This window comes from Hominilimicola sp. (assembly GCF_046972485.1).
Classification (GTDB): Bacteria; Bacillota; Clostridia; order UBA1381; family UBA1381; genus Hominilimicola; species Hominilimicola fabiformis.
The window spans coordinates 14,650-36,851 of the sequence record NZ_JBKVWU010000012.1; the positions used below are offsets into that span (position 1 = coordinate 14,650).

Sequence of the window (22,202 nt, forward strand, 5' to 3'; positions counted from 1 at the left end):
ATTATAACACACACTTATAAAAAATTCAATTATTATTAAAATTTAATTTATTTACAAACAATAATATTTATGATAAAATAACAATAATAAGGAAAGAATACGATGAGGAGTGATTAAAAATGGATTTTTTAGAATTGGCAAAAAACAGATTTTCGCTCAGAAAATTTTCTGATAAAAAAGTAGAGAAAGAAAAGATAGATTATATTCTTGCGGCAATGCAGGCAGCGCCTACTGCCGTAAATTTTCAGCCACAGAGAATACTTGTACTTACCGACGAAAAAGAACTTGAAAAGGTGAGCAAATGCACGAAATTTGCATTTAATCCGCCGCTTAATTTCCTTGTATGTTACGACAAAGAAACATCTTGGACGCGCGGAAATGACGGACACGACGAGGGTGAAATCGACGCAGCTATCGTTGCAACGCATATGATGTTGGCGGCAAAAAGCGTAGGACTCGGAACGACTTGGGTAGGCTCATTTAATCCGAAGGACGTAAAAGAGCAATTCAATTTGCCTGAAAATTATGTTCCCGTTGCATTTTTACCGACAGGTTATCCGTCAGACGACGCAGAGCCTGCGGCGGCTCATTCAAGCAGAAAAGATTTAAACGAAACTGTTTTCTACAACAGTTTTTCTCAAAAATAATAGGCAGAAAGGGGTATGTATTATGAAAATTTGTGTATTCGGAGCGTCAAGCAGCACAATAGATAAATCTTATGTCAGCCAAGTCGAAGAACTCGGACGTAAAATTGCTGACAGAGGTCACGGACTTGTTTACGGTGCAGGTGCATCCGGACTTATGGGTGCGGTTGCACGCGGTGTTTATGAAAAGAAAGGCGAAATTGTCGGTGTTGTACCGAATTTCTTTGATGATGAAGATATGGGTGTTGACGGCCGTATTTTCCAAGACTGTACGGAACTTATCAGAACGGACACAATGCGTGAAAGAAAGCGTATAATGGAAGAAAGAGCGGACGCTTTTGTTATTGTTCCCGGCGGAATAGGCACTTTTGAGGAATTTTTTGAAGTGTTTACTCTAAAACAGCTTGAAAGACATAACAAAGCTATCGCCATACTTAACGTAAACGGATATTACAACGCAATGATTGATATGCTTGAAGTTGCGGTCAAGGAAAAGTTTTTGAGAGCCGGCTGTAAACTTCTTTACAAGGTTTTCGATGACGTGGACGAAACACTTGACTACATTGAGTCATATAAAGCACCGAAAATTAACGTATTTGAAATGAAAGACGTAAAAAAATAATCCAAAAAACACCGACATATCGGTGTTTTTTTGTCGTTTTATAAAAAAAATATCTAAACAATGATATATTTTTCACAAATTATAAAAAAATTGAATAAATAATATAGACATTTCTTTTATTTATGGTATAATTAATATACAGACATATGGCGGCAGACGCCGTCGCTACTATTTTTATAACTTTAGGAGGAGAATCCAATGGCAAAAAAGTATTGTTACCTTTTTACAGAGGGTAATGCAACTATGAGAGAGTTGCTTGGCGGTAAAGGTGCTAACCTTGCTGAAATGACAAATATCGGTCTTCCGGTACCGCAGGGTTTCACAATTACAACTGAGGCTTGTACTCAATATTACGAAGACGGTCGTACAATCAATCCTGATATTATGGCTGAAATCAACGAGTACATCGGCAAAATGGAAGAAATCACAGGTAAGAAGTTCGGCGATAAGGAAAACCCACTTCTTGTTTCTGTTCGTAGTGGTGCAAGAGCATCAATGCCGGGTATGATGGATACAATCTTGAACCTTGGTCTTAACGAAGACGTTGTTGAAGTTATCGCTAAGAAGTCAGGTAACGCAAGATGGGCTTGGGACTGTTACAGAAGATTTATTCAGATGTATTCAGACGTAGTTATGGAAGTCGGTAAGAAGTATTTTGAAGAACTTATCGACAAAATGAAAGAAGAAAAGGGAGTTACTTTTGACGTTGAGCTTACAGCTGACGACCTAAAGGAACTTGCATCACAATTTAAGGCTGAATATAAGGAAAAGATTGGCGAAGACTTCCCATCAGATCCTAAAGAACAGCTTATGGGTGCTGTTAAAGCCGTATTCCGTTCATGGGATAACCCAAGAGCTAACGTATACCGTCGTGATAACGATATTCCTTATTCATGGGGTACAGCCGTAAACGTACAGTCAATGGCATTCGGTAACATGGGTGATGACTGCGGTACAGGTGTTGCATTTACTCGTGACCCTGCTACAGGTGAAAAGAAGCTTATGGGCGAATTCCTTATAAACGCTCAAGGTGAAGACGTTGTTGCCGGCGTTCGTACACCAATGCCAATCGCAAAGATGGAAGAAGAATTCCCTGAGGCATTTGCTCAGTTCAAGGATGTTTGCAAACTTCTTGAAGATCACTACAGAGATATGCAGGATATGGAATTCACTGTTGAAAATAAAAAGCTTTATATGCTACAAACAAGAAACGGTAAGAGAACTGCTCAAGCTGCTTTGAAGATTGCTTGTGACCTTGTTGACGAAGGTATGAGAACAGAAAAAGAAGCTGTTGCAATGATCGACCCAAGAAACCTTGACACACTACTTCACCCACAATTCGACGTTGCCGCTCTAAAGGCTGCTACACCGATGGGTAAAGCTCTTGGTGCATCTCCGGGTGCCGCAGCAGGTAAGATTGTATTCTCAGCTGACGACGCTAAGGAATGGGCTGCAAGAGGCGAAAAGGTTGTTCTTGTAAGACTTGAAACTTCTCCTGAAGATATCGAAGGTATGAAAGCCGCTCAAGGTATCCTTACAGTTCGCGGCGGTATGACATCTCACGCAGCCGTTGTTGCCCGTGGTATGGGTACATGCTGTGTATCAGGTTGCGGCGACATCGCAATGGACGAAGAAAACAAGAAGTTTACACTTAACGGTAAAGAATATCACGAAGGTGATACAATTTCACTTGACGGTTCAACAGGTAATATCTATGACGGTATTATCCCAACAGTTGATGCATCAATCGCAGGTGAATTCGGCAGAATTATGTCATGGGCTGATAAGTACAGAACACTAAAAGTTCGTACAAACGCAGATACTCCTGCTGACGCTAAGAAAGCTAAGGAGCTTGGTGCAGAAGGTATCGGTCTTTGCCGTACAGAGCATATGTTCTTTGAAGGCAACAGAATTGACGCATTCAGAGAAATGATTTGTGCTGATACAGTTGAAGAAAGAGAAGCAGCTCTTAATAAGATTCTTCCTATGCAACAAGGTGACTTCGAGCAACTTTACGAGGCTCTTGAAGGTAACCCTGTAACAATCAGATTCTTGGACCCACCTCTACACGAGTTCGTTCCTACAGAAGAAGAAGATATTGAATTGCTTGCAAAGGCTCAAGGCAAGAGCGTTGAGGCTATTAAGGATATTATCAACGGTTTACACGAAGCTAACCCTATGATGGGTCACAGAGGTTGCCGTCTTGCAGTAACATATCCTGAAATTGCAAAAATGCAGACAAAGGCTGTTATTCGTGCAGCTATCAACGTTCAAAAGGCTCACGCTGATTGGACAATCGTTCCTGAAATTATGATTCCGCTTATCGGCGACATCAAGGAATTGAAGTACGTTAAGAAAGTCGTTGTAGAAACAGCTGACGCTGAAATCGCTGCAGCAGGTATCGAACTTAAGTACGAAGTTGGTACAATGATCGAAATCCCTCGTGCGGCTCTAACAGCTGACGAAATCGCTAACGAAGCTGACTTCTTCTGTTTCGGTACAAACGACCTTACTCAACTTACATTCGGTTTCTCTCGTGACGACGCAGGTAAGTTCCTTGACGCTTACTATGACGCTAAAATCTTTGAAAACGATCCGTTCGCTAAGATTGACCAAAAGGGTGTCGGTAAGCTTATGGAAACAGCTATTAAGCTTGGTAAACCGGTTAATCCAAAACTTCACATCGGTATCTGCGGTGAACACGGCGGCGACCCATCATCAGTTGAGTTCTGCCACAAGATTGGTCTTGACTATGTTTCATGCTCACCATTCCGTGTGCCAATCGCAAGACTTGCAGCTGCTCAAGCTAAGATTAACGAAGAAAACTAATTCATTATCGAATATGATAATCAGACAGGCAAAACCTTTCGGTTTTGCCTGTTTTTTTGTTTAAAAATTTCTCCTCCACTTAATTTATTTCAAAAAATTTTCAAAAAACTATTGACTTAGAGTAAACTCCAAGTATTATAATATACTTGTAAATAAAAAATATATGCGAGGTGATTTTAATGACTATAAAAGAAGTAAGCGAAAAATACGATATTTCGCAGGACACTTTGCGATATTATGAACGTATCGGAATGATACCGCCTGTTACACGAACATCAAGCGGTATTCGTGATTATCAGGAAAGCGACTTAGGTTGGGTTGAGCACGTTATTTGTATGCGAAGTGCCGGTCTGCCTGTTGAATCAATTATCGAATACGTTAAACTTTTTCAAGAGGGTGACGAAACCATTCCGGCAAGACTTCAGCTTTTGGTTGAGCAAAGAAAAAATCTACTTGACCAAATGGAACAAATGAATGTCACATTAAAGCGACTGAACTACAAAATCGACCGTTACGAAACAGCCGTGAAAACAGGTGAATTATCTTGGGATTGACGTTGCTAAAGTCATTGTATCCAAAACAAAATAGGTAAATAACATTAAATAAACTTATGGAGGAATTTTAAATGTATATTGAAAAAATCAATCAACCGACAGACGTAAAAAATTTAAACAGTGAACAGCTTCACGTTCTTGCAGACGAAATGCGTCAAGCACTTTTGCAAAAGCTAAGCAAACACGGCGGACACTTCGGTCCTAATCTTGGTATGGTAGAGGCGACAATCGCACTTCACTATGTCTTTAACTCACCGACAGACAAAATTGTGTATGACGTTTCTCACCAAAGCTATCCGCATAAAATGCTTACAGGCAGAAAAGATGCGTTTTTGTACGAGGACAAGTATGATGACGTATCGGGTTACAGCAATCCCGACGAAAGCGACCACGATTTCTTTACAATCGGTCACACTTCAACTTCCGTTTCACTTGCCTGCGGTCTTGCAAAAGGTCGTGATTTAAAGGGCGACAGTGAAAATATAATTGCCGTAATCGGTGACGGTTCACTTTCGGGCGGCGAGGCTCTTGAAGGACTTGACTTTGCAAGTGAGCTTAACAGCAATCTTATAATCGTTGTAAACGATAACGATATGTCTATCGCAGAAAATCACGGCGGTTTGTATAAAAACCTAAAACAGCTTCGCAATACAGACGGTAAATCGGAATGTAATCTTTTCAAATCAATGGGACTTGACTATGTATTTGTAAAAGACGGAAATGACATTGATTCGCTTATCACCGCATTCGAGCAGGTTAAAGACAGCACTTATCCTGTAGTTGTTCACATTTGTACCCAAAAAGGTAAAGGCTACAAAATAGCAGAAGAAAACAAGGAAAATTGGCACTACTGCGGTCCATTCAACCTTGAAACAGGTAAATCCGATATGTCGCAAGACGGCGGAGAAGATTATTCGTCAATGACAGCCGATATTCTTTTAAAGAAAATGAAAGAGGACAAAACCGTTGTCGGAATTACATCTGCCACACCTACCGTTTTCGGTTTCACAGAGGACAAGAGAAAAGAGGCAGGCTCACAGTTTGTTGACGTTGGTATCGCCGAAGAAACAGCCGTTGCACTTGCGTCAGGTATCGCAAAGAGCGGCGGCAAGCCTGTTTACGGTGTTTACAGCACATTTATTCAACGTACCTACGACCAGCTTTCACAGGATTTATGTATCAACAACAGTCCCGCAACACTCCTTGTATATTTGGCGTCTGTTTACGGTATGAATGACGTTACTCACCTTGGTATATATGATATTCCGATGATGTCTAACATTCCTAATCTTGTCTACCTTGCACCGACAACAAAGGAAGAATACCTTGCAATGCTTGATTGGAGTATTGAGCAAAACGACCACCCTGTTGCAATCCGTGTACCTATCAGTGTTGTATCAGACGGCAAAAAGGTTACAAAGGACTTCAGCAAGCTAAATGAATATGAAGTTACTCAAAACGGCAGTAAAATTGCAATCGTTGCACTTGGCTCATTCTATTCGGTAGGTGCAAAAACGGCTGAAATTATCGAAAACAAAACAGGTGTAAAACCTACACTTATAAACCCGATTTACATTACAGGTACTGACGATAAGCTTTTAGAACAGCTTAAAGAAAACCATGACATTGTTATAACAGTCGAGGACGGTGTTTTAGATGGGGGTTTCGGCGAAAAGATTGCAAGATTTTACGGCAATTCTGACGTCAAGGTATTGAATTACGGTTTAAAGAAAGAATTTCTTGACAGATATAACCCTGAAGAAATCGTCAAAGCAAACCGTCTTACTCCTGAGCAAATTGCAGAGGACGTTTGCGGTATAATCGGTTAATAAGAGATGAAATATTATGAAAAACTAATTTTATAAGATAACAAAAAAACTGATGTGTTTCCACATCAGTTTTTTGTTTATTGTACATTATTAACGATACGTACTATATTCGCATACGGTTTCTGCTTATTATCCCAAGCATAAACCTCTATATCCGTATACTCTTTATCAATCAACTCTATTCCCTTTAACTCGCTTGCCTGTGGCATTTTCATTCCCACAAGCTTACCGTTATTCTTAAAGGCAACATACACATTAACATCATTCATATCCACATTTTCAAAATCAAGTGTGACATCAAGTTTGTTGTTGCTATTTATCATAGCTGTGATTTTGTTGTTTGCCAAATTTGGTGTCGTTGTTGGGATCACCGTTGGGATTGCTGTCGGAATTGTTGTCGGCTTTAATGTTGGTGTTGCCGTTGGTGTTGCCGTTGGCACTACCGTCGGTGTCGCTGTCGGCTTTAATGTTGGTGTTGCCGTTGGCACTACCGTTGGTGTTGCTGTCGGCTTTAAGGTCGGTGTTGCCGTTGGCACTACTGTTGGCGTTGGCGTCGGCTTTAATGTTGGTGTTGCCGTTGGCACTACTGTTGGCGTTGGTGTCGGCTCTTCTCCCTCAAATTCCAACACAAGTGTCGGTCCTTGTGCATCTGTACCGCTGTATTCCTTTGACGCGATAACCTGTTCACGTCCTGTACCTGTCCACAATGTAAACGTAATCAAATTATCTGTACACTTCTCTTTTATCACATCCGTCACATCAAACGATATTTCCTTATAATCGACATTGTATGCAGGTGACACTTGCAAACCCAATGACGACAACGGCGTATCCTCGCCTCTTGTCTTTATATCATTTATAGTAACGGTCGCCTCATCCCAATCATTTTTTGAACAATAATCGAGGTGCAAAACCGAATTTCTCTTATCTGTATTAGTAAATTTATCGTACAATTTCAATGTTGCCGAAGTTAATTTTTTACCGGCATATTTAGAAAGGTCAAAACGTATCAACCCCAAGCCTTTAATATCCTTTAATCCCGGAGATGTTGACGAGTAATAATCTGTCGCCTGATTAATTTTTAATTCTTCATCAGATCCATGTGCTGTTGTACCGTCAACAAGATACGTGTCTGCGTCCGGAGTGACAGAAACCGAAACAGGTTCCGGCGTTGTCTTAATTGTCGGACGCGGTGTAATTGACGATGTGTCAGGATAAGTCACCTCAGTAAATGACGTATTCGGTGCAAGGTAGTTTAATGTGTTGCCACCCGAATCTTTCGCCAAAGCCGCCGAACCTATATAATAGCTTGTATGAGGCGACTGGTTGTATCCGACATTCTGCCATGCTATTGCGCAACGATATTGACTGTCGTGCATAAGCGTTGTAAGTCTGTAATCAGTCGGAATAGTCGAAAAATAAATTCTCACACCGTCACCGTATCTAAGCACGATTTCTTCACGCCAATCACCGAAAAGGTCGGCTGTAAGACACGCATTTGACTTTGTACTGTTATTTATTGAACCCGGCAATGTTGAATTTTTACTGTTATAATAAATTCTTTCCGTACCGCTTTTTATGCTGTATTTTACAAGTTTATTTCCGTCAAGCAATTCTCGTCCCAAATCACCGTCCCAATAAACTGCAAAATTCTCCATATTGCTTCCATTGGTATTAGGTATATTTCCTACTTTTTCACCTGCTTGATTATATATACCGTCAGCCGCTACCGACCAGAACAACGAAAGATTACCGCTTGACAATGCATAATCATCATCGACATTATCCATAATACCTCTGCCTATATCTCCTTTTGCGGCTTGTAGCATAATATCACCATTATATCTCTTTATATCTACCGCATATGGAATTATGTCATCATTGTGCTTACCTGCCTCGTGTGCCATAAATATTTCTTGTTTTCCGTCGTTATCAAAGTCCGAAACGTGTTCCGCATCACCGTGTCCTCGACCGTCATACGTCAAAACAGTTCCGTCATGGTCAAGAACCGCACTGCCGAAAATAATCTCGTCATATCCGTCATTATCCACGTCAGCTACCGATACACTGTGTGCACCTTGTGCATAAAGCGTTTTGTTTGTATTATTTTTACTTGTACCGTCTGCATATTTTACGGTACAACCCGTACCGCCATTTTTTTCTGTCGGTGTATTAGTTGAAAGCCATTGTTCTTTAAGGTCTGTGCCGTCCCAAGTATATGCCGCCGCATACACATATGTATAATATCCCCTCGTCATAACAACGCTTGGATGTACACCGTCAAGATATGCCACCGCTGCAAGGTATCTTTCACTTCTGTTTGCATAGCTGTCGCCCCATTTGGAAGATGTCAAAATGCTTCTCGGCGGGTCAAAATCAACAGTCTGCATTGCCGCACCTGTTTCACCGTTAAATACAGTTAAATACTCCGGTCCGCCATCCTTGCCCATAAGCAAACCGGATGAATTTCTGTAATCTTTTGCATCGTCACCCTTGGTTATATTTTTTCCTGCTTTTGAGACATAATTACCCTCACCGTCTTTTGAGCCCGGTGCTGTTTTTAATATGACTTCCGACTTACCGTCACCGTCAAAATCATAGACCATATATTGAGTATAGTGCGCACCCGCGCGGATATTAACTCCCAAATCTATTCTCCAAAGAAGAGTGCCGTCAAGCTCATATGCATCCAAATACACTTTGCCCGTATAACCCTTAACGGAATTATCCTTTGAATTAGACGGGTCCCATTTTACGATGTATTCATATTCTCCGTCACCGTCAAGGTCGCCCACACTCATATCGTTTGCGGTATATGTATATTCTTCATCTGTCGGCGTCTTTCCTCCGTCAGGAACTTTAAACGCAATGTCTTTATATGCCACAGAACGACCTTTATATGTTGTGTTTGTTGTCCAAACATCAACCGCCTCTGTTTTGTCTATTGCCTCACCTTTCGGCACAACTGTATACTTGTTATCCGCCGTGCCTTTTGAATCGGTATAGCAAGTTGCATCGTGTTCGCCTGTTGTGTATATTTTTTCACTGTCACGGTATATATCAAATGCTTGATTTGTAAGACTTTCCGTACCCAAAAGTCGCCACGACAAATACACACCGTCATTTGTTTTAACGGCAACAGTGCCTCGATCAAGTTTTTCCATTACTCGTTTTTCAGTAGTTGAATTTGTGTCGGCATATGACGTCAACACCGGTATTGACGCAACTGATGTAACCATTACAGCTGCCGTCAAAAATGCGGTTAATTTTTTTAACATAGTTTTTTCTCCCTTACTCCAAATCGCTCCAATATCTCTCTTGAGCCACTTTTTTTATTATAAGCTTTAATGAATAAAAATTCAAGAGGAGAATGAAAAATTTGCTGATTTTTTATACTAAAAAAGCTGAATTTGAATATATCCAAATTCAGCTTTTATGCTAATTTCCGCATTCAATACTTATTTCGTTAAACACTGTCAAATAGTCATTTATTGTCTTATTATCTTTTTCCGCACCCGAAACATCCATAATAGCCTCGCCGTTATGCATCATAACAGTTCTTGTGCCATGCTCAACCGCGTGACGAAGATTATGCGTTACCATAATGGTTGTTATGTTCTTTTCATGAACAATCTTATCCGTAAGCATCATAACCGTATCAGAAGATTTAGGGTCAAGCGCGGCTGTATGTTCGTCCAAAAGCAACAAATCAGGTCTGATCATAGTCGCCATAATAAGTGCAAGTGCCTGTCTTTGACCGCCCGAAAGTGAGCCTGCAAGAGTTGAAAGTCTGTTTTCAAGTCCCATACCCAAAAGTTCAAGCTGTGAACGGTAAAAGTCTTTTCTCTGACGGTTAAGTCCAAACGAAAGTCCGAAATTCTTACCCTTATTGTCTGCGATAGACATGTTTTCCCATATGGTCATTGACGGACAGGTTCCCATTGCGGGATTTTGAAAAACTCTGCCTATTCTCTGAGCACGTTTAAAGTTTTTAAGCTTATTAAGCTCCTTACCGTCAAGCAAAACACTTCCGCTGTCAATCGGCATATCGCCCGAAATGACATTTAACATAGTCGTTTTTCCCGAACCGTTTGAACCGATAACTCCGACAAAATCACCGTCGTTTACTGTTATGTTAAAATCCGAAAAAAGCACCTTTTCATCAATAGTTCCTTGATTAAAAGTTTTATAAATGTGAGAAAGTTCAAGCATTTTTCTTCACCCCAACTTTCTTTTTTTTAAGCAAAAATTCGTCTACGCAAAGTGTTGCGATAAACAAAATCGTAATCATAAGGTTTGTATCCTGTGAACGCAAGCCTGCGGCAAGTGCGATTGAAATACAAGCCTTATAAATAATCATACCGAAAAGCACGCCTGTTGTAATTCTAAGGAATTTAATTTTCTTAAATATAGTCGAGCCGATAATAACGGCGGCAAGACCCATAACAACAGTACCCGTACCAGACGCAACGTTAAACGCTTTGCCGTATTGGCAGTACACCGCACCGGCAAGAGAAACAAGTCCGTTTGCAATCGCAAGACCGATAATTTTAATCGTTCCCGGATTTTGTGCAAGCGTGATTACAAGCCCCTCATTATCTCCGACACTTCTTAAAAGAAATCCCGACTTGGTACGCATATACCAATCAAGTGCAAACTTTGCGATAAGCGTAATCACAAGAATAACAACAAGTTTAGAGTACAATGCAAAGTGACCGTTTCCGAAAAGGAAAGCTGTCTGTGAGAAAATAGTCGTTGTATCCATACTTAGGAAATCCGACGCTTTTCCGACTATTCCGTAATTTATCGAATAAAGAGCCGTCATAGTAAGAATACCACAAAGAAGATTGCGTATTCTGAGTTTTACGTTGAAAATTCCCGTAAACATACCGGCTATGCCCCCTGCGGCAAATGCCGCAAGCAATGCAAGCCACGGATTAAGACCGTTATTAATCATCACAAAGCATATAGCTATTCCGAGAGGGAACGTACCGTCTACAGACAAATCGGGGAAATCAAGAATGGTATAGGTGATATACACACCCATAGCCATTATTCCATATATCAGTCCCTGCTCAAGTATTCCGACTATCAGTCCTTCAATCATGATTCAGACGGAGCGTTTTTGACCTCAGCTCTGTCTGTGATTGACTGCGGTATTGTTACTCCGATTTTTTCTGCGGCGTCAGTGTTGATAGTAATTTTACTTTCTGTAAGAGTTTCGTAAGGGATATTCTTAACATCCTCACCCTTTAGCACTCTTGCAGCCATAACGCCTGCTTTTTTACCAAGTTCAATGTAGTCGATACCGGCTGACGCTATACAGCCGTTTCCTACTTGTTCTTCTTCACTGCCGAATACAGGAATGTTTTTAGCAGTTGCCTTTTCAAGAAGTATAGGCAAGTTTTCAACAACTGTGTTGTCTGTCATATTTGAGATACAGTCAACTTCGCTTACCAAAAGGTCTACTGCCTGCGGAATTTCAGCGGCATTTGTAATACCCTTTTCAACAAGTTCAAAACCGTATTCGCCTACTTTTTGCTTGTATCTTTCTATTGTAGAAACAGAATTTGCTTCACTTGTTGTGTAAAGTATACCGATTTTCTTTGCGTCAGGCAACATTTCACGGATAAGCTTTAACTGTTCGTCAACAGGCAACATATCGCTTACACCTGTAATTCCGTCCATTGCCTGTGTATCGCTTTCTGCAAGCTTTGCGGCAACAGGGTCTGAAACTGCGTTAAAGATTACAGGAATTTTTGCTTCATAAGCCGCATTGTAGCAAGCCTGTGCAGACGGTGTTGCGATACCGCATACAAGGTCCATACCTTGTGAAACAAATTGCTGTGCGATTTGTGTATTTGTTGAGTCGTCGCCTTTTGCAGATGATTCTGTAATATCATACTTGATACCCTCTGAATCAAGTCCCTGCTTAAAGCCCTCACGGCAGTTATCAAGCGACGGATGGTCTGCGTATTGAAGTACACCGATTTTGTATGTATCTTTAGCATTTGCGTCTGTTGCTCCGTCAGTTCCACCGTTTTGTGTGCCTCCGCAACCTGCCAAAGAAACGGCACATAGTGCGGCTGTTAGTCCCATTGCAATAATCTTCTTTAAATTTTTCATTTTACATCTTCCTTTCTTTTTTGCAAGAAAAAACAGAAAAACCTCTCAGACAGATAAGTCCAAGAGGCATAAAAATCATATTAAAATATGCTCTGTCTGTTCTAATCTCATCTAATCTGTGTTATATTATACTAAACTTTACTGCCATTTGTCAATAGTAAAAACAAATTATCTGAAATTAAGCGTAGAAAGTCCGAGCGGTGTCGAATATTCAATCAACTTATTCTCTATTTGAGTCTTTCTGTCACCCTCAGCTATTGCCGGCTGATAGTCGTTATACTCATCATGACCCGAAATTGTTGCGGGAATAAGCGTCATATTATCGTCCTCCTGCATAACCCCGTCAACAAACGTAAATGTCTGTCTGTATATAACTGTGTCCTTGTCCGCCGGGTTATTGTTACCGCCGAAGCAGAAGTTACCTAAGCTGTACGCTATATATTTACCGTTGTATTTTTCAATACCCTGCAAAACGTGAGGGTGTGTTCCCAAAACAAGGTCTGCACCTGCGTCAATCGCCTTGTGTGCAAGCTCTGTTTGTGTATCGTTCGGAGCGGTAGCCTTTTCTTCGCCCCAGTGAATACTTACTATAGCAAGCTGTGCACCAAGACTTTTAACCGAACCGATAACATTTTCAAGTTTTGCCGCCTCTGTTTCGTCAAGTGCGTCAATTCCGACAAGTCCGACCGATATTCCGTTTACATCTCTTATCGCGGTATTCGTACCTATAAAATTGGAGATACCGGCCTCATTCAAATATTTTATCGTGTCCGAAAGACTTACGTCACCGTAATCGGCACTGTGGTTATTTGCAAGGTTTGCCGCCTCAACGCTTGACGATGTAAGTATCTGCACATATTCAGGCTTACCCCTGAAAGCAAACTGCTTATCCTGTCTTGTTCCTTGATTTGACAAAGTACCCTCAAAATTTACGATAGTTAAATCGTCCTCCGAAAATATCGGTGAAACATTTTTAAAGAAATATGAATAATCGCCGTTTAAAGACTCGGCAACCGATTTAAAGCTGCCGTTTGGGTCTGCGTTTATATCAGTTGCCAACGTACAGTCACCGACAGCCGTCATTGTGACCGTCTGTACGGTAGGCGTATATTCTTTTTCAGCCTTTTTTTCTGCACGTTTATTAGATGTAAATGCAAGTACGGTGGCAGATATGAAAAGAATCACCGCCAAGCATATAGTTACCTTTCGTATACTCATTTATAATCTCCCAAATTATTTTAATCAATAGTTTAATTTTATTCTAATGCAACTGTTTTGTCAATATAAAATTTAACCGTTTGGTTTAACAATCTTTTTAATTTTTTGTTTTAATGTTAAATACGCAAGTTTTGCTTTTGACGTTTGCTTTGCTACATCTGCGTTTGCATGAGCATTTATCATTTCGGTAAATTTTTGTGCCATCAAGTAATACACACGTTTTTTATAATGGTTTACACTGTCGTTAAAATCATCATCGGACGTTATATATTCATTCACGTCAAACAACGTCACATTTTTGCAGCCGTCAAATTCTTTCCGTACCGCCGCATTATATTCCTTGTGGTCATTGTGCCTGTTCACCCAAGCCTCCAGCTTATTATCCTTGTACTCACGTTCGCAGCCAAGCAAAATAACAAGTTCCGTATCGGTTTTGATATGCTCATAGATAAACCGCAGATTTTCCGCCGTCTGCTTTGGTGTAAGTCTGCCCAAAAATTCATATTCTTCCGCAATCTTCTGCAAATCCTTTTCTTTAAAATCACAATTTGCGGTATAAACTTCTTTATTAATATACTTTTTCCACATAGCCTTGTCGGTAAGCGGATAAATATACTCACCAAACGCAAAAACAGCACCGTTGTTTTTATTTCGATACACGCCGAGATTAGCGTCAGTCAAAATACTTATAAAAATCATTCCGTACTTATTTTTATAAATGCTGTCCGAATACATTTGACTGTCGCATATCGGAAGTTTACAAATTTCGGCTGTTTCTTCGTCTGTAATCGAATAGGCATTTACAATTTGCGAAGTATGGTTCATACCCTCAATCGCAACACCGAGCGACTGTTTTTCGCGGCTCACATACGTGAACTCACAATCGAATATATCCTCATTTTTTATGAACGAAAATATTTGATTTAAGTCGCAAGGCCCTTTTATAAGCACCTTAAAACCGGTATTTTTTATGTCCTCAAATTCATTATCCGTCTTTACGTTATCTTGATTTATCCACGTTACAGTCGGCTCGTTTTTACCGATTTTAACCGACACGTCACCTACAATATCAAGTTTCGGACAACCGATTTTTTCATATGTATATTGCTCAATCCCCATACCGAGCGTACGGCACGAAAACAGAAAATGCACAAGCGTATTATCCTTTACGGCATAAAAGCCGACAATTCCGTATTCACCGTACTTGTCATACGCCGTTATATATTCACATTTCGCATTTTTATCTTCTAACAACGCTTTAAGTTCGTCTTTCGTTGAACGCACTTTCGTAAAATTAAGCTGATTTGCACGGAATATAAGCTCATGCAATCTGTCAATGTGTTCCGCACAATCCGAATGAAAATCAACGTGGATATTGCTCTGTCGCAAAAATTCTTCATTTGAACCGATACTCTTTTTAATCTTATTTTTCTTTTCAAGCACCTTGTAACTTTCAAGACGTGATAATTTTTCGTCATTCTTATCAAGCATTGAAACCGCCGCATAAAGTTCACCGATTTTATCGGGCAGCATTGTCAGAATATCGGGGCAGAAAAACTTTGCCTCCTCCAAATTCAGCTTATTATCGTCAATAAAAAGTACATTGCAAGGTCTTAAATTCATACTTTCGACAGTATCTTTAATCCTCTGACCTTTCGGCTCCCAGTTAATCGAATTGAACACAAAATACTTATCCAAATCCCATTCTTTCAGCTTATCGATACACGGCTTTTCATCATTTTTGGAACAAATCGAATTGACAATTCCCTTTTTTGAGGATAACAAAACAAGGTCGCAAGCCTGCTTAACAGGTGCGACCTTTTGTTCTGAAATAGTACCGTTCCAAAAGGTTTCGTCAAGGTCCCATATAATCAATTTGATTTTAGATGCGTCCATAACAAATTCCCCCTTGGGTTCATTTTAATTATTTCAATATAATATCTTCTCTTGAAGGACCGTTAGAAACAATCTTAATAGGCACTTCAAGTTCTTTTTCAACAAATTCGATGTACTTACGGCAATTTTCCGGTAAGTCCTCATATTTCTTGATACCTCTGATGTCAGTTTTCCAACCAGGAAGAACTTTCAAAACAGGCTTTGCTCTTTCAAGCTTGTTTGTTGTAGGGAAATCTCTGATAACTTCACCGTCAACTTCATATCCCACACATACAGGAATTTCATCAAGATAACCAAGTACGTCAAGTACAGTAAATGCAACTTGAGTTGTACCCTGTACACGACAGCCGTAACGTGACGCAACACAGTCGAACCAACCCATACGTCTCGGTCTGCCTGTTGTAGCACCGAATTCACCGCCGTCACCGCCGCGTCTTCTAAGTTCATCTGCCTCTTCGCCGAATATTTCCGAAACAAATGCACCTGCACCAACTGCTGATGAATATGCTTTTACAACTGTAATTATGTCTGTAATTTCATACGGAGGAATACCTGCACCAACCGCACCGTAACCGGCAAGAGTAGATGAAGAAGTTGTCATCGGATAAATACCGAAATCAGGGTCTTTCAGTGAGCCAAGCTGACCTTCCAAAAGAATTTTCTTACCCTCTTTGATTGCGTTGTGCATAAATGCAACCGAATCAATCACATACGGCTTAATCATATCGGCATATTCCATAAGTGTATTGAAAAGCTCGTCTGCGTCCAATAGCGGTTTATGATAGATATGTTCAAGCATAAGATTTTTTACTTCGATTACGTTCTTAATCTTTTCCTTTAGTCTTTCAGGCTCGAAAAGTTCCCAAACCTGAAAACCGATTTTTGAAAATTTATCTGAGAAGAACGGTGCTATACCTGACTTTGTAGAACCGAACTGACGGTCTGAAAGTCTTTCTTCTTCGTACTGGTCAAACAACTTGTGATAAGGCATAAGAACCTGTGTTCTTTCTGACACAACAATGTTCGGCTTCGGAACACCACGTTTTACGACCTCGTCAATTTCCTTTATAAGTTCAGGAATATCAAGTGCAACACCGTTTCCGATCATATTTGTTACATTCTGATTGAATGAACCTGACGGAAGAAGATGCAATGCAAATTTTCCGTATTCGTTTATAATAGTGTGACCTGCGTTTGCACCGCCCTGAAATCTGATTACGATGTCACTGTCAGCAGCAAGCATATCTGTAATCTTGCCCTTACCTTCATCGCCCCAGTTTGCACCAACTATTGCTTTTACCATGTATTTGTCCTCCTATGCTAACCAAGCGTTTGCCTGATTTTTAATTTCATAACTTATTTTTCAATTACAAGCTCAATGCGTGTTGTTTTACCGGAAATTGTTGTTTTCGCCTCTTGAGCGCTCCATGTATAATCTGTGCCTTGAAATGCTCCGCCGAATCTGTCAACTTCACTGCCGTTTTCATCAAGGCACCTAAATTCAACCACAACCAAACCACGACCTTCAAGATATGTTTGAAGTGTGTATGTTATATCATAGTTGCCGTCCGAATTTTTTACCGCGTCAAGAATTTTAAATTCTTTCATATAACTTGCATACTGCTCATTATCGGCGTTATATTCGATTGTATTAACTGAATTGACAGGCGTTTCTGTCGGTGACGGTGTCGGTACGTCAGTATCTGTATTATTGTCAGAATTGCTTTCAACAATAACAGTTTGACTTTCGCCGTCCCACTCTACCTTACAACCAAAGCACTCCGAAACCGCACGGACAGGAACAAGCGTACGCCCGTCTATAATCATCGGCGGTACATCAAGTTCAATATCGTTTGATGTCGGCAAGTTCGCCTTAACCGACTCCTTATGAATTGTCTTGTCACCCACACGCATACTGATATAAAACAAATCAGTATCCGAACGTCTTGCGTTGATAGTCTGAGTTTCCTCTTCCCACTCAACCTCTGCACCCAATGCTTCGAAAATCACACGCATAGGCACAAGTGTGCGTTCGTCTATAATTTGCGGCTGAACGTCAAATTCAAGAGTTTTGCCGTCAAGTATCACTTTAATATTATCCTCGCAGTGTACGGTCACAAACGACATCGCAGCCATACAAACCGCAACAAGGCAAGATATAATTTTCTTCATATAAATACCTCTAAATTTATATTTTAAATATATCAGACGTTAATTTCAACTTCAATACCAAGTAAATCCTTATTCTTTTCAAGAACAGGCTCAACGTAATCCTTTAAGAAATCTTCAACCTGCTGCGGAGCACGTCCGACAAAATTTTCAGGTTTCATAACGGCATTAATTTCTTCCAAAGTCAAACCGAATGCAGGATCACCGGCGATAAGTTCGGCAAGGTTGTTTTCCTTCCCCTCCATTTTAACAGTCTTTCCCGCCTCCATAGAATATACTCTGATTTTTTCGTGTAGATCCTGTCTGTCGCCGCCTTTTTTAACGGCGTCCATCATAATATTTTCAGTAGCCATAAACGGAATTTCACGCATAAACTGCTGATTGATTACTTTATCATATACCACAAGTCCGTCAACAACGTTGATGTACAAGCTTAGAATAGCATCTACTGCAAGAAAAGCCTCAGGAACTGAAATTCGCTTATTTGCACTGTCATCAAGTGTTCTTTCAAACCATTGTGTTGATGCAGTGATTGCCGGATTAAGTGCGTCTACTATTACATATCTTGCAAGAGAGCCGATTCTTTCACTTCTCATAGGGTTTCTCTTATAAGCCATTGCCGATGAACCGATTTGCGACTTTTCAAACGGTTCTTCAATCTGCTTTAAGTGTTGAAGAAGTCTGATGTCGTTTGAGAACTTGTACGCACTCTGTGCGATAAGGCTCAATGTATTAAGCATTTGAGAGTCAAGTTTTCTCGGATATGTCTGACCGCTTACAGGGAATGATTCTTCATAACCCATTTTTTCGGCAATCTTCTTGTCAAGCATTTTACATTTTTCATGGTCACCCTCAAAAAGTTCAAGGAAACTTGCCTGTGTACCCGTTGTACCCTTACAGCCCAAAAGCTTTGCCTTTGAAAGCTGATAATCAACGTCCTCAAGGTCCATAAGCAAATCTTCAAGCCACAATGACGCACGCTTACCTACTGTTGTAGGCTGTGCCGGCTGAAAATGAGTAAATGCCAATGTCGGCAAATCCTTATATTCCTTTGCGAACTTTGCCAGCTCTCCGATAAGACATACAAGCTTTTTCTTAACAAGCTGCATAGCCTCTGTCATTATGATAATATCAGTGTTGTCACCTACGTAACAACTTGTTGCACCCAAGTGAATAATAGGTTTTGCGTCCGGGCACTGTACGCCGTATGCGTAAACGTGCGACATTACATCGTGACGAACTTCCTTTTCGCGAGCCTTTGCAACATCATAATTAATATCGTAAATATGCTCTTTCATTTGAGCAATCTGTTTGTCTGTTATATCAAGTCCAAGTTCTTTTTCACTTTCTGCAAGCGCAATCCAAAGTTTTCTCCAAGTCGAGAATTTCTTGTCCGGAGAAAAAATGTACTGCATTTCCTTTGACGCGTAACGTGAGTTTAACGGACTTTCGTAAGTATTTGTTGCCATTTCATTTACTCCTCTAAATTTTTTATAAGACCGAAGAAAATCGCTTTGATTGCCACTTTGCAGTCGACGGTGCCGTACATATGCACTGTCCTCGGCAAAAAGCGGTGAGCCGGGCAATTTAATTCGGTCTACACTTAATTATAGTCCAAGACGTTTAAATACCTCTGCATATGCCTCTTCAACATTGCCCATATCACGTCTGAAACGGTCTTTATCAAGTTTTTCGTGAGTTGTAGCGTCCCATAGACGGCAAGTATCAGGTGAGATTTCATCAGCAAGAATAATCTGACCGTCAGGGGTTTTACCGAACTCAATCTTGAAATCAACAAGTTCTATATTAATACTTTCAAAATATGCTTTTAGAACATCATTTACTTTAAAAGTAAGGTCAGCAATAGTATCAAGATCCTCTTTAGTAGCAGCACCGATAGCGATAATCTGATAATCGTTAATCATAGGATCGCCAAGGTCGTCGTTCTTTAGACAGTATTCCAAAGTTGTGCAGTTTAATTTCTTGCCTTCTTCAACGCCAAAACGCTTTGAAAAACTACCTGCCGCAATATTTCTGATGATTACTTCCAAAGGTACGATTTCTACTCTCTTAACAACAGTTTCTCTGTCTGAAATTTCTTCAACAAAGTGAGTAGGGATACCGTTCTTTTCCATAATTTGCATAAGGAAGTTTGACATTTTGTTGTTCACAACACCCTTACCTGCAATTTGACCTTTTTTAAGACCGTTAAATGCAGTTGCGTCATCTTTGTAATCAACGATGTAAAGATTTTCGTCATCAGTTTTAAAAACCTTCTTTGCTTTTCCTTCGTAAAGCTGTTCCATTTTCTTCATATTTATCAGTTCCTTTCCTGTAAACATAATTTTACTTCTATATTATATTATAAACCGTCGATAAAATCAAGACTAATCAAAAAATATCGTAAATTTTAGAATAAAAAAGTATTTTGCAATGTGCGAACCCCCCTCAGTCGGCTGTGCCGACAGCTCCCCTCTATGGGAGCCTTTTTTCTCTCCTTGAGGAGAGGTGGCACGCAGTGACGGAGTGGTGGCTATTCATCAACCACACTCCGTAGGGGCAATCATCTTTTGCCACACGCAACCACCCCTCAGTCGACCTTGTCGACAGCTCCTCTCTATGGGAGCCTTTTTTCTCCCCCTGAGGAGTGGTGGCAACACCCAAAATCAAATTTACACAAAATTAATCTAAATTTATTTCAAAAAACTATTGACAAACCGAAAAACGTCTGTTATAATGAACTCATAAATCAGTAATGATTATCATTATTGATTTTGAAGGAGTGAAATGTATGAAGTATTCAAAACAGCGTGAGGCACTTCTAACGCTGCTTAGAAGTACACGCTCCCACCCGTCGGCTGATTGGCTGTACGAAAATCTGCGCAAGGAATTTCCTAACATCAGTCTTGGAACTGTATACAGAAACCTTGCACAGCTTGCGGAAAATGGAGATATTTTAAAAATCAGCACTTCCGCAAACAAAGAACATTTCGACGGTTTTGTCCACCGACATTTTCATTTCGTATGTAATAAGTGTGACAAAATATACGATGTTGATTTAGACGGTATGGACGAGATAAAAAATCAAGCGGCGGAAAAATTAAATGCAGATATAGAAGACTATTCGCTTATATTTTACGGTATCTGCGAAAATTGTAGTAGTAAAAAAAATAATTAATTCTAAGGAGGAAATTTATTATGAAAAAGTATGTATGTCCGGTATGCGGTTATGTTCACGAGGGTAACGAACCACCTGAAAAATGTCCACAGTGCGGTGTTCCGGGTTCAAAGTTCACTGTTATGGAAGAGGGTACTGCACTAAACTTTGTATGTGAACACGTTATCGGAGTAGGTGCAAAAGATCAGGTTGAAGCTGATGTTTACGAAGGTCTAAAGGCTAATTTTGAAGGCGAATGTACAGAAGTCGGTATGTATATCGCAATGAGCAGACAGGCAATCCGTGAGGGTTATCCTGAAATCGGCGAATTTTATATGAGAGCCGCTTTGGAAGAGGCTGAACACGCTGCAAAATTTGCCGAACTTCTTGGCGAAGTTGTAACTCCGTCAACAAAGAAAAATCTTGAACTTAGAGCAGAAGCTGAATGTGGTGCAACAGCAGGTAAACTTGAACTTGCAAAGAGAGCAAAAGAACTTGGCTATGACGCTATTCACGACACAGTTCACGAAATGGCAAAAGACGAGGCAAGACACGGAAAAGGCTTTGAAGGTATGTTAAAGAGATATTTTGGTTAATCTAAGATACGATTAGATACAAATAGATACTCTTTACAAACCGCATAGATAAGCCATTTGTAAGGCTTGTTCACGAAACACGATTAACTAATTTAGGTTAATCGTGTTTTTTTGTATCTAAGTGTGTTTTTTCTCCGTGTGGGAAATCCGTGGGCAAATAGCAAAATTTCAACGTAAAAATATAATTTGCCCACAAAAACGCCCGAAACATTAGTGTTTATGCGGGTTTGAGGGCATAAAAAGTGTTTTAATTTGTGGGCAAAATATATTTTAAGGTCAAACTTTAGATTTGAATGCTGCAACTGCTAAAATTAAATTTATAGTTATATTTAAGGAGAATTTATTATGAAAGGCAGCGTTAGAAAAAGAGGTACTACTTGGTCATACCGTATTGACTTTGGTAAGGTTAATGGTAAAAGACATCAAATCGAAAAAGGAGGATATAAGACAAAAAAGCACGCTGATAAGGCTCTTAACGACGCATTATACCAAATAAACAATACCGGTGATTATGTAGAAAACAAAAAAATAACTTTTCAAGAGGTTTATACGGAATTTATAG

At 40.0% G+C, this 22,202-nt stretch carries 18 protein-coding genes; 8 read left to right on the forward strand and 10 right to left on the reverse strand.

The window, feature by feature from the left end; translation table 11 throughout:
* Positions 1-119: 119 nt before the first annotated feature.
* From ACLTU0_RS02970 to ACLTU0_RS02990, 5 genes are all read left to right on the forward strand, one after another.
* A complete protein-coding gene (locus ACLTU0_RS02970; protein ID WP_412321345.1) occupies positions 120-647 on the forward strand; it encodes a nitroreductase family protein in 528 nt (175 codons plus the stop codon).
* Between the two features lie 22 nt (positions 648-669).
* Positions 670-1,266, forward strand: a complete 597-nt coding sequence (locus ACLTU0_RS02975) for a TIGR00730 family Rossman fold protein (RefSeq protein WP_117966155.1) — start codon at positions 670-672, stop codon at positions 1,264-1,266.
* Between the two features lie 198 nt (positions 1,267-1,464).
* Positions 1,465-4,095 (forward strand): pyruvate, phosphate dikinase, encoded by a 2,631-nt coding sequence (gene ppdK, locus ACLTU0_RS02980; RefSeq protein ID WP_412275395.1) that lies wholly within the window; start codon positions 1,465-1,467, stop codon positions 4,093-4,095.
* A gap of 179 nt (positions 4,096-4,274) precedes the next feature.
* The gene (locus ACLTU0_RS02985) at positions 4,275-4,649 is read left to right on the forward strand and encodes a MerR family transcriptional regulator (RefSeq protein ID WP_412321346.1); all 375 of its coding nucleotides are present in this window, start codon (positions 4,275-4,277) and stop codon (positions 4,647-4,649) included.
* Positions 4,650-4,720: 71 nt separating this feature from the next.
* The gene (locus ACLTU0_RS02990; RefSeq protein ID WP_412321347.1) at positions 4,721-6,478 is read left to right on the forward strand and encodes a 1-deoxy-D-xylulose-5-phosphate synthase; all 1,758 of its coding nucleotides are present in this window, start codon (positions 4,721-4,723) and stop codon (positions 6,476-6,478) included.
* A gap of 77 nt (positions 6,479-6,555) precedes the next feature.
* Here ACLTU0_RS02990 and ACLTU0_RS02995 read toward each other — a convergent pair whose 3' ends face one another.
* From ACLTU0_RS02995 to purC, 10 genes are all read right to left on the reverse strand, one after another.
* Positions 6,556-9,756, reverse strand: coding sequence for a hypothetical protein (locus ACLTU0_RS02995; RefSeq protein WP_412321348.1), 3,201 nt, complete (start codon positions 9,754-9,756; stop codon positions 6,556-6,558).
* Positions 9,757-9,916: 160 nt separating this feature from the next.
* Positions 9,917-10,690 (reverse strand): ABC transporter ATP-binding protein, encoded by a 774-nt coding sequence (locus ACLTU0_RS03000; RefSeq protein ID WP_308455681.1) that lies wholly within the window; start codon positions 10,688-10,690, stop codon positions 9,917-9,919.
* Positions 10,683-11,585 carry an ABC transporter permease gene (locus ACLTU0_RS03005; RefSeq protein ID WP_412294973.1) on the reverse strand — a complete coding sequence of 301 codons (903 nt, stop codon included), beginning with the start codon at positions 11,583-11,585 and terminating at the stop codon, positions 10,683-10,685. Before ACLTU0_RS03005 ends, ACLTU0_RS03000 begins: the two co-directional genes overlap by 8 nt.
* On the reverse strand, positions 11,582-12,604 hold the full coding sequence (locus ACLTU0_RS03010) for an ABC transporter substrate-binding protein (protein ID WP_412294972.1): 1,023 nt from the start codon (positions 12,602-12,604) through the stop codon (positions 11,582-11,584). Before ACLTU0_RS03010 ends, ACLTU0_RS03005 begins: the two co-directional genes overlap by 4 nt.
* Before the next feature lie 168 nt (positions 12,605-12,772).
* Complete coding sequence (locus tag ACLTU0_RS03015) at positions 12,773-13,822, reverse strand: CapA family protein (protein WP_412321349.1); 1,050 nt, start codon at positions 13,820-13,822, stop codon at positions 12,773-12,775.
* A gap of 72 nt (positions 13,823-13,894) precedes the next feature.
* A complete protein-coding gene (locus ACLTU0_RS03020; protein WP_412321350.1) occupies positions 13,895-15,718 on the reverse strand; it encodes a hypothetical protein in 1,824 nt (607 codons plus the stop codon).
* 28 nt (positions 15,719-15,746) lie between these two features.
* Positions 15,747-17,021, reverse strand: a complete 1,275-nt coding sequence (locus tag ACLTU0_RS03025) for an adenylosuccinate synthase (RefSeq protein ID WP_022229716.1) — start codon at positions 17,019-17,021, stop codon at positions 15,747-15,749.
* A 53-nt stretch (positions 17,022-17,074) separates the two neighbouring features.
* Positions 17,075-17,890 (reverse strand): copper amine oxidase N-terminal domain-containing protein, encoded by an 816-nt coding sequence (locus tag ACLTU0_RS03030; protein ID WP_412321351.1) that lies wholly within the window; start codon positions 17,888-17,890, stop codon positions 17,075-17,077.
* Positions 17,891-17,922: 32 nt separating this feature from the next.
* Entirely contained in the window at positions 17,923-19,356 is a 1,434-nt protein-coding gene (gene purB / locus ACLTU0_RS03035; RefSeq protein WP_022229714.1) for an adenylosuccinate lyase, read from the reverse strand.
* A gap of 138 nt (positions 19,357-19,494) precedes the next feature.
* Complete coding sequence (gene purC, locus ACLTU0_RS03040) at positions 19,495-20,202, reverse strand: phosphoribosylaminoimidazolesuccinocarboxamide synthase (protein ID WP_022229713.1); 708 nt, start codon at positions 20,200-20,202, stop codon at positions 19,495-19,497.
* Between the two features lie 476 nt (positions 20,203-20,678).
* Between purC and ACLTU0_RS03045 the strand changes: the two genes are divergently transcribed.
* The 3 genes from ACLTU0_RS03045 to ACLTU0_RS03055 form a co-directional block, all read left to right on the forward strand.
* Positions 20,679-21,065, forward strand: coding sequence for a transcriptional repressor (locus ACLTU0_RS03045; protein WP_022229712.1), 387 nt, complete (start codon positions 20,679-20,681; stop codon positions 21,063-21,065).
* A 20-nt stretch (positions 21,066-21,085) separates the two neighbouring features.
* On the forward strand, positions 21,086-21,640 hold the full coding sequence (locus tag ACLTU0_RS03050) for an NADH peroxidase (protein WP_117966122.1): 555 nt from the start codon (positions 21,086-21,088) through the stop codon (positions 21,638-21,640).
* Between the two features lie 345 nt (positions 21,641-21,985).
* Positions 21,986-22,202: Arm DNA-binding domain-containing protein (locus tag ACLTU0_RS03055; RefSeq protein WP_412321352.1), on the forward strand; the 217-nt coding region annotated here is incomplete at its 3' end.

Excerpts from the sequence above, each read along its gene's own strand:
- purB (WP_022229714.1), bottom strand. The coding sequence starts at position 19,356 with ATGGCAACAAATACTTACGAAAGTCCGTTAAACTCACGTTACGCGTCA.
- ACLTU0_RS02995 (WP_412321348.1), bottom strand. The coding sequence starts at position 9,756 with ATGTTAAAAAAATTAACCGCATTTTTGACGGCAGCTGTAATGGTTACA.
- ACLTU0_RS02975 (WP_117966155.1), top strand. The coding sequence starts at position 670 with ATGAAAATTTGTGTATTCGGAGCGTCAAGCAGCACAATAGATAAATCT.
- ACLTU0_RS03015 (WP_412321349.1), bottom strand. The coding sequence starts at position 13,822 with ATGAGTATACGAAAGGTAACTATATGCTTGGCGGTGATTCTTTTCATA.
- ACLTU0_RS02990 (WP_412321347.1), top strand. The coding sequence starts at position 4,721 with ATGTATATTGAAAAAATCAATCAACCGACAGACGTAAAAAATTTAAAC.
- ACLTU0_RS03025 (WP_022229716.1), bottom strand. The coding sequence starts at position 17,021 with ATGGTAAAAGCAATAGTTGGTGCAAACTGGGGCGATGAAGGTAAGGGC.
- ACLTU0_RS03045 (WP_022229712.1), top strand. The coding sequence starts at position 20,679 with ATGAAGTATTCAAAACAGCGTGAGGCACTTCTAACGCTGCTTAGAAGT.
- ACLTU0_RS03030 (WP_412321351.1), bottom strand. The coding sequence starts at position 17,890 with ATGAAGAAAATTATATCTTGCCTTGTTGCGGTTTGTATGGCTGCGATG.
- ACLTU0_RS03000 (WP_308455681.1), bottom strand. The coding sequence starts at position 10,690 with ATGCTTGAACTTTCTCACATTTATAAAACTTTTAATCAAGGAACTATT.
- ACLTU0_RS03005 (WP_412294973.1), bottom strand. The coding sequence starts at position 11,585 with ATGATTGAAGGACTGATAGTCGGAATACTTGAGCAGGGACTGATATAT.
- ACLTU0_RS03010 (WP_412294972.1), bottom strand. The coding sequence starts at position 12,604 with ATGAAAAATTTAAAGAAGATTATTGCAATGGGACTAACAGCCGCACTA.
- purC (WP_022229713.1), bottom strand. The coding sequence starts at position 20,202 with ATGAAGAAAATGGAACAGCTTTACGAAGGAAAAGCAAAGAAGGTTTTT.
- ACLTU0_RS02985 (WP_412321346.1), top strand. The coding sequence starts at position 4,275 with ATGACTATAAAAGAAGTAAGCGAAAAATACGATATTTCGCAGGACACT.
- ACLTU0_RS02970 (WP_412321345.1), top strand. The coding sequence starts at position 120 with ATGGATTTTTTAGAATTGGCAAAAAACAGATTTTCGCTCAGAAAATTT.
- ppdK (WP_412275395.1), top strand. The coding sequence starts at position 1,465 with ATGGCAAAAAAGTATTGTTACCTTTTTACAGAGGGTAATGCAACTATG.
- ACLTU0_RS03020 (WP_412321350.1), bottom strand. The coding sequence starts at position 15,718 with ATGGACGCATCTAAAATCAAATTGATTATATGGGACCTTGACGAAACC.
- ACLTU0_RS03050 (WP_117966122.1), top strand. The coding sequence starts at position 21,086 with ATGAAAAAGTATGTATGTCCGGTATGCGGTTATGTTCACGAGGGTAAC.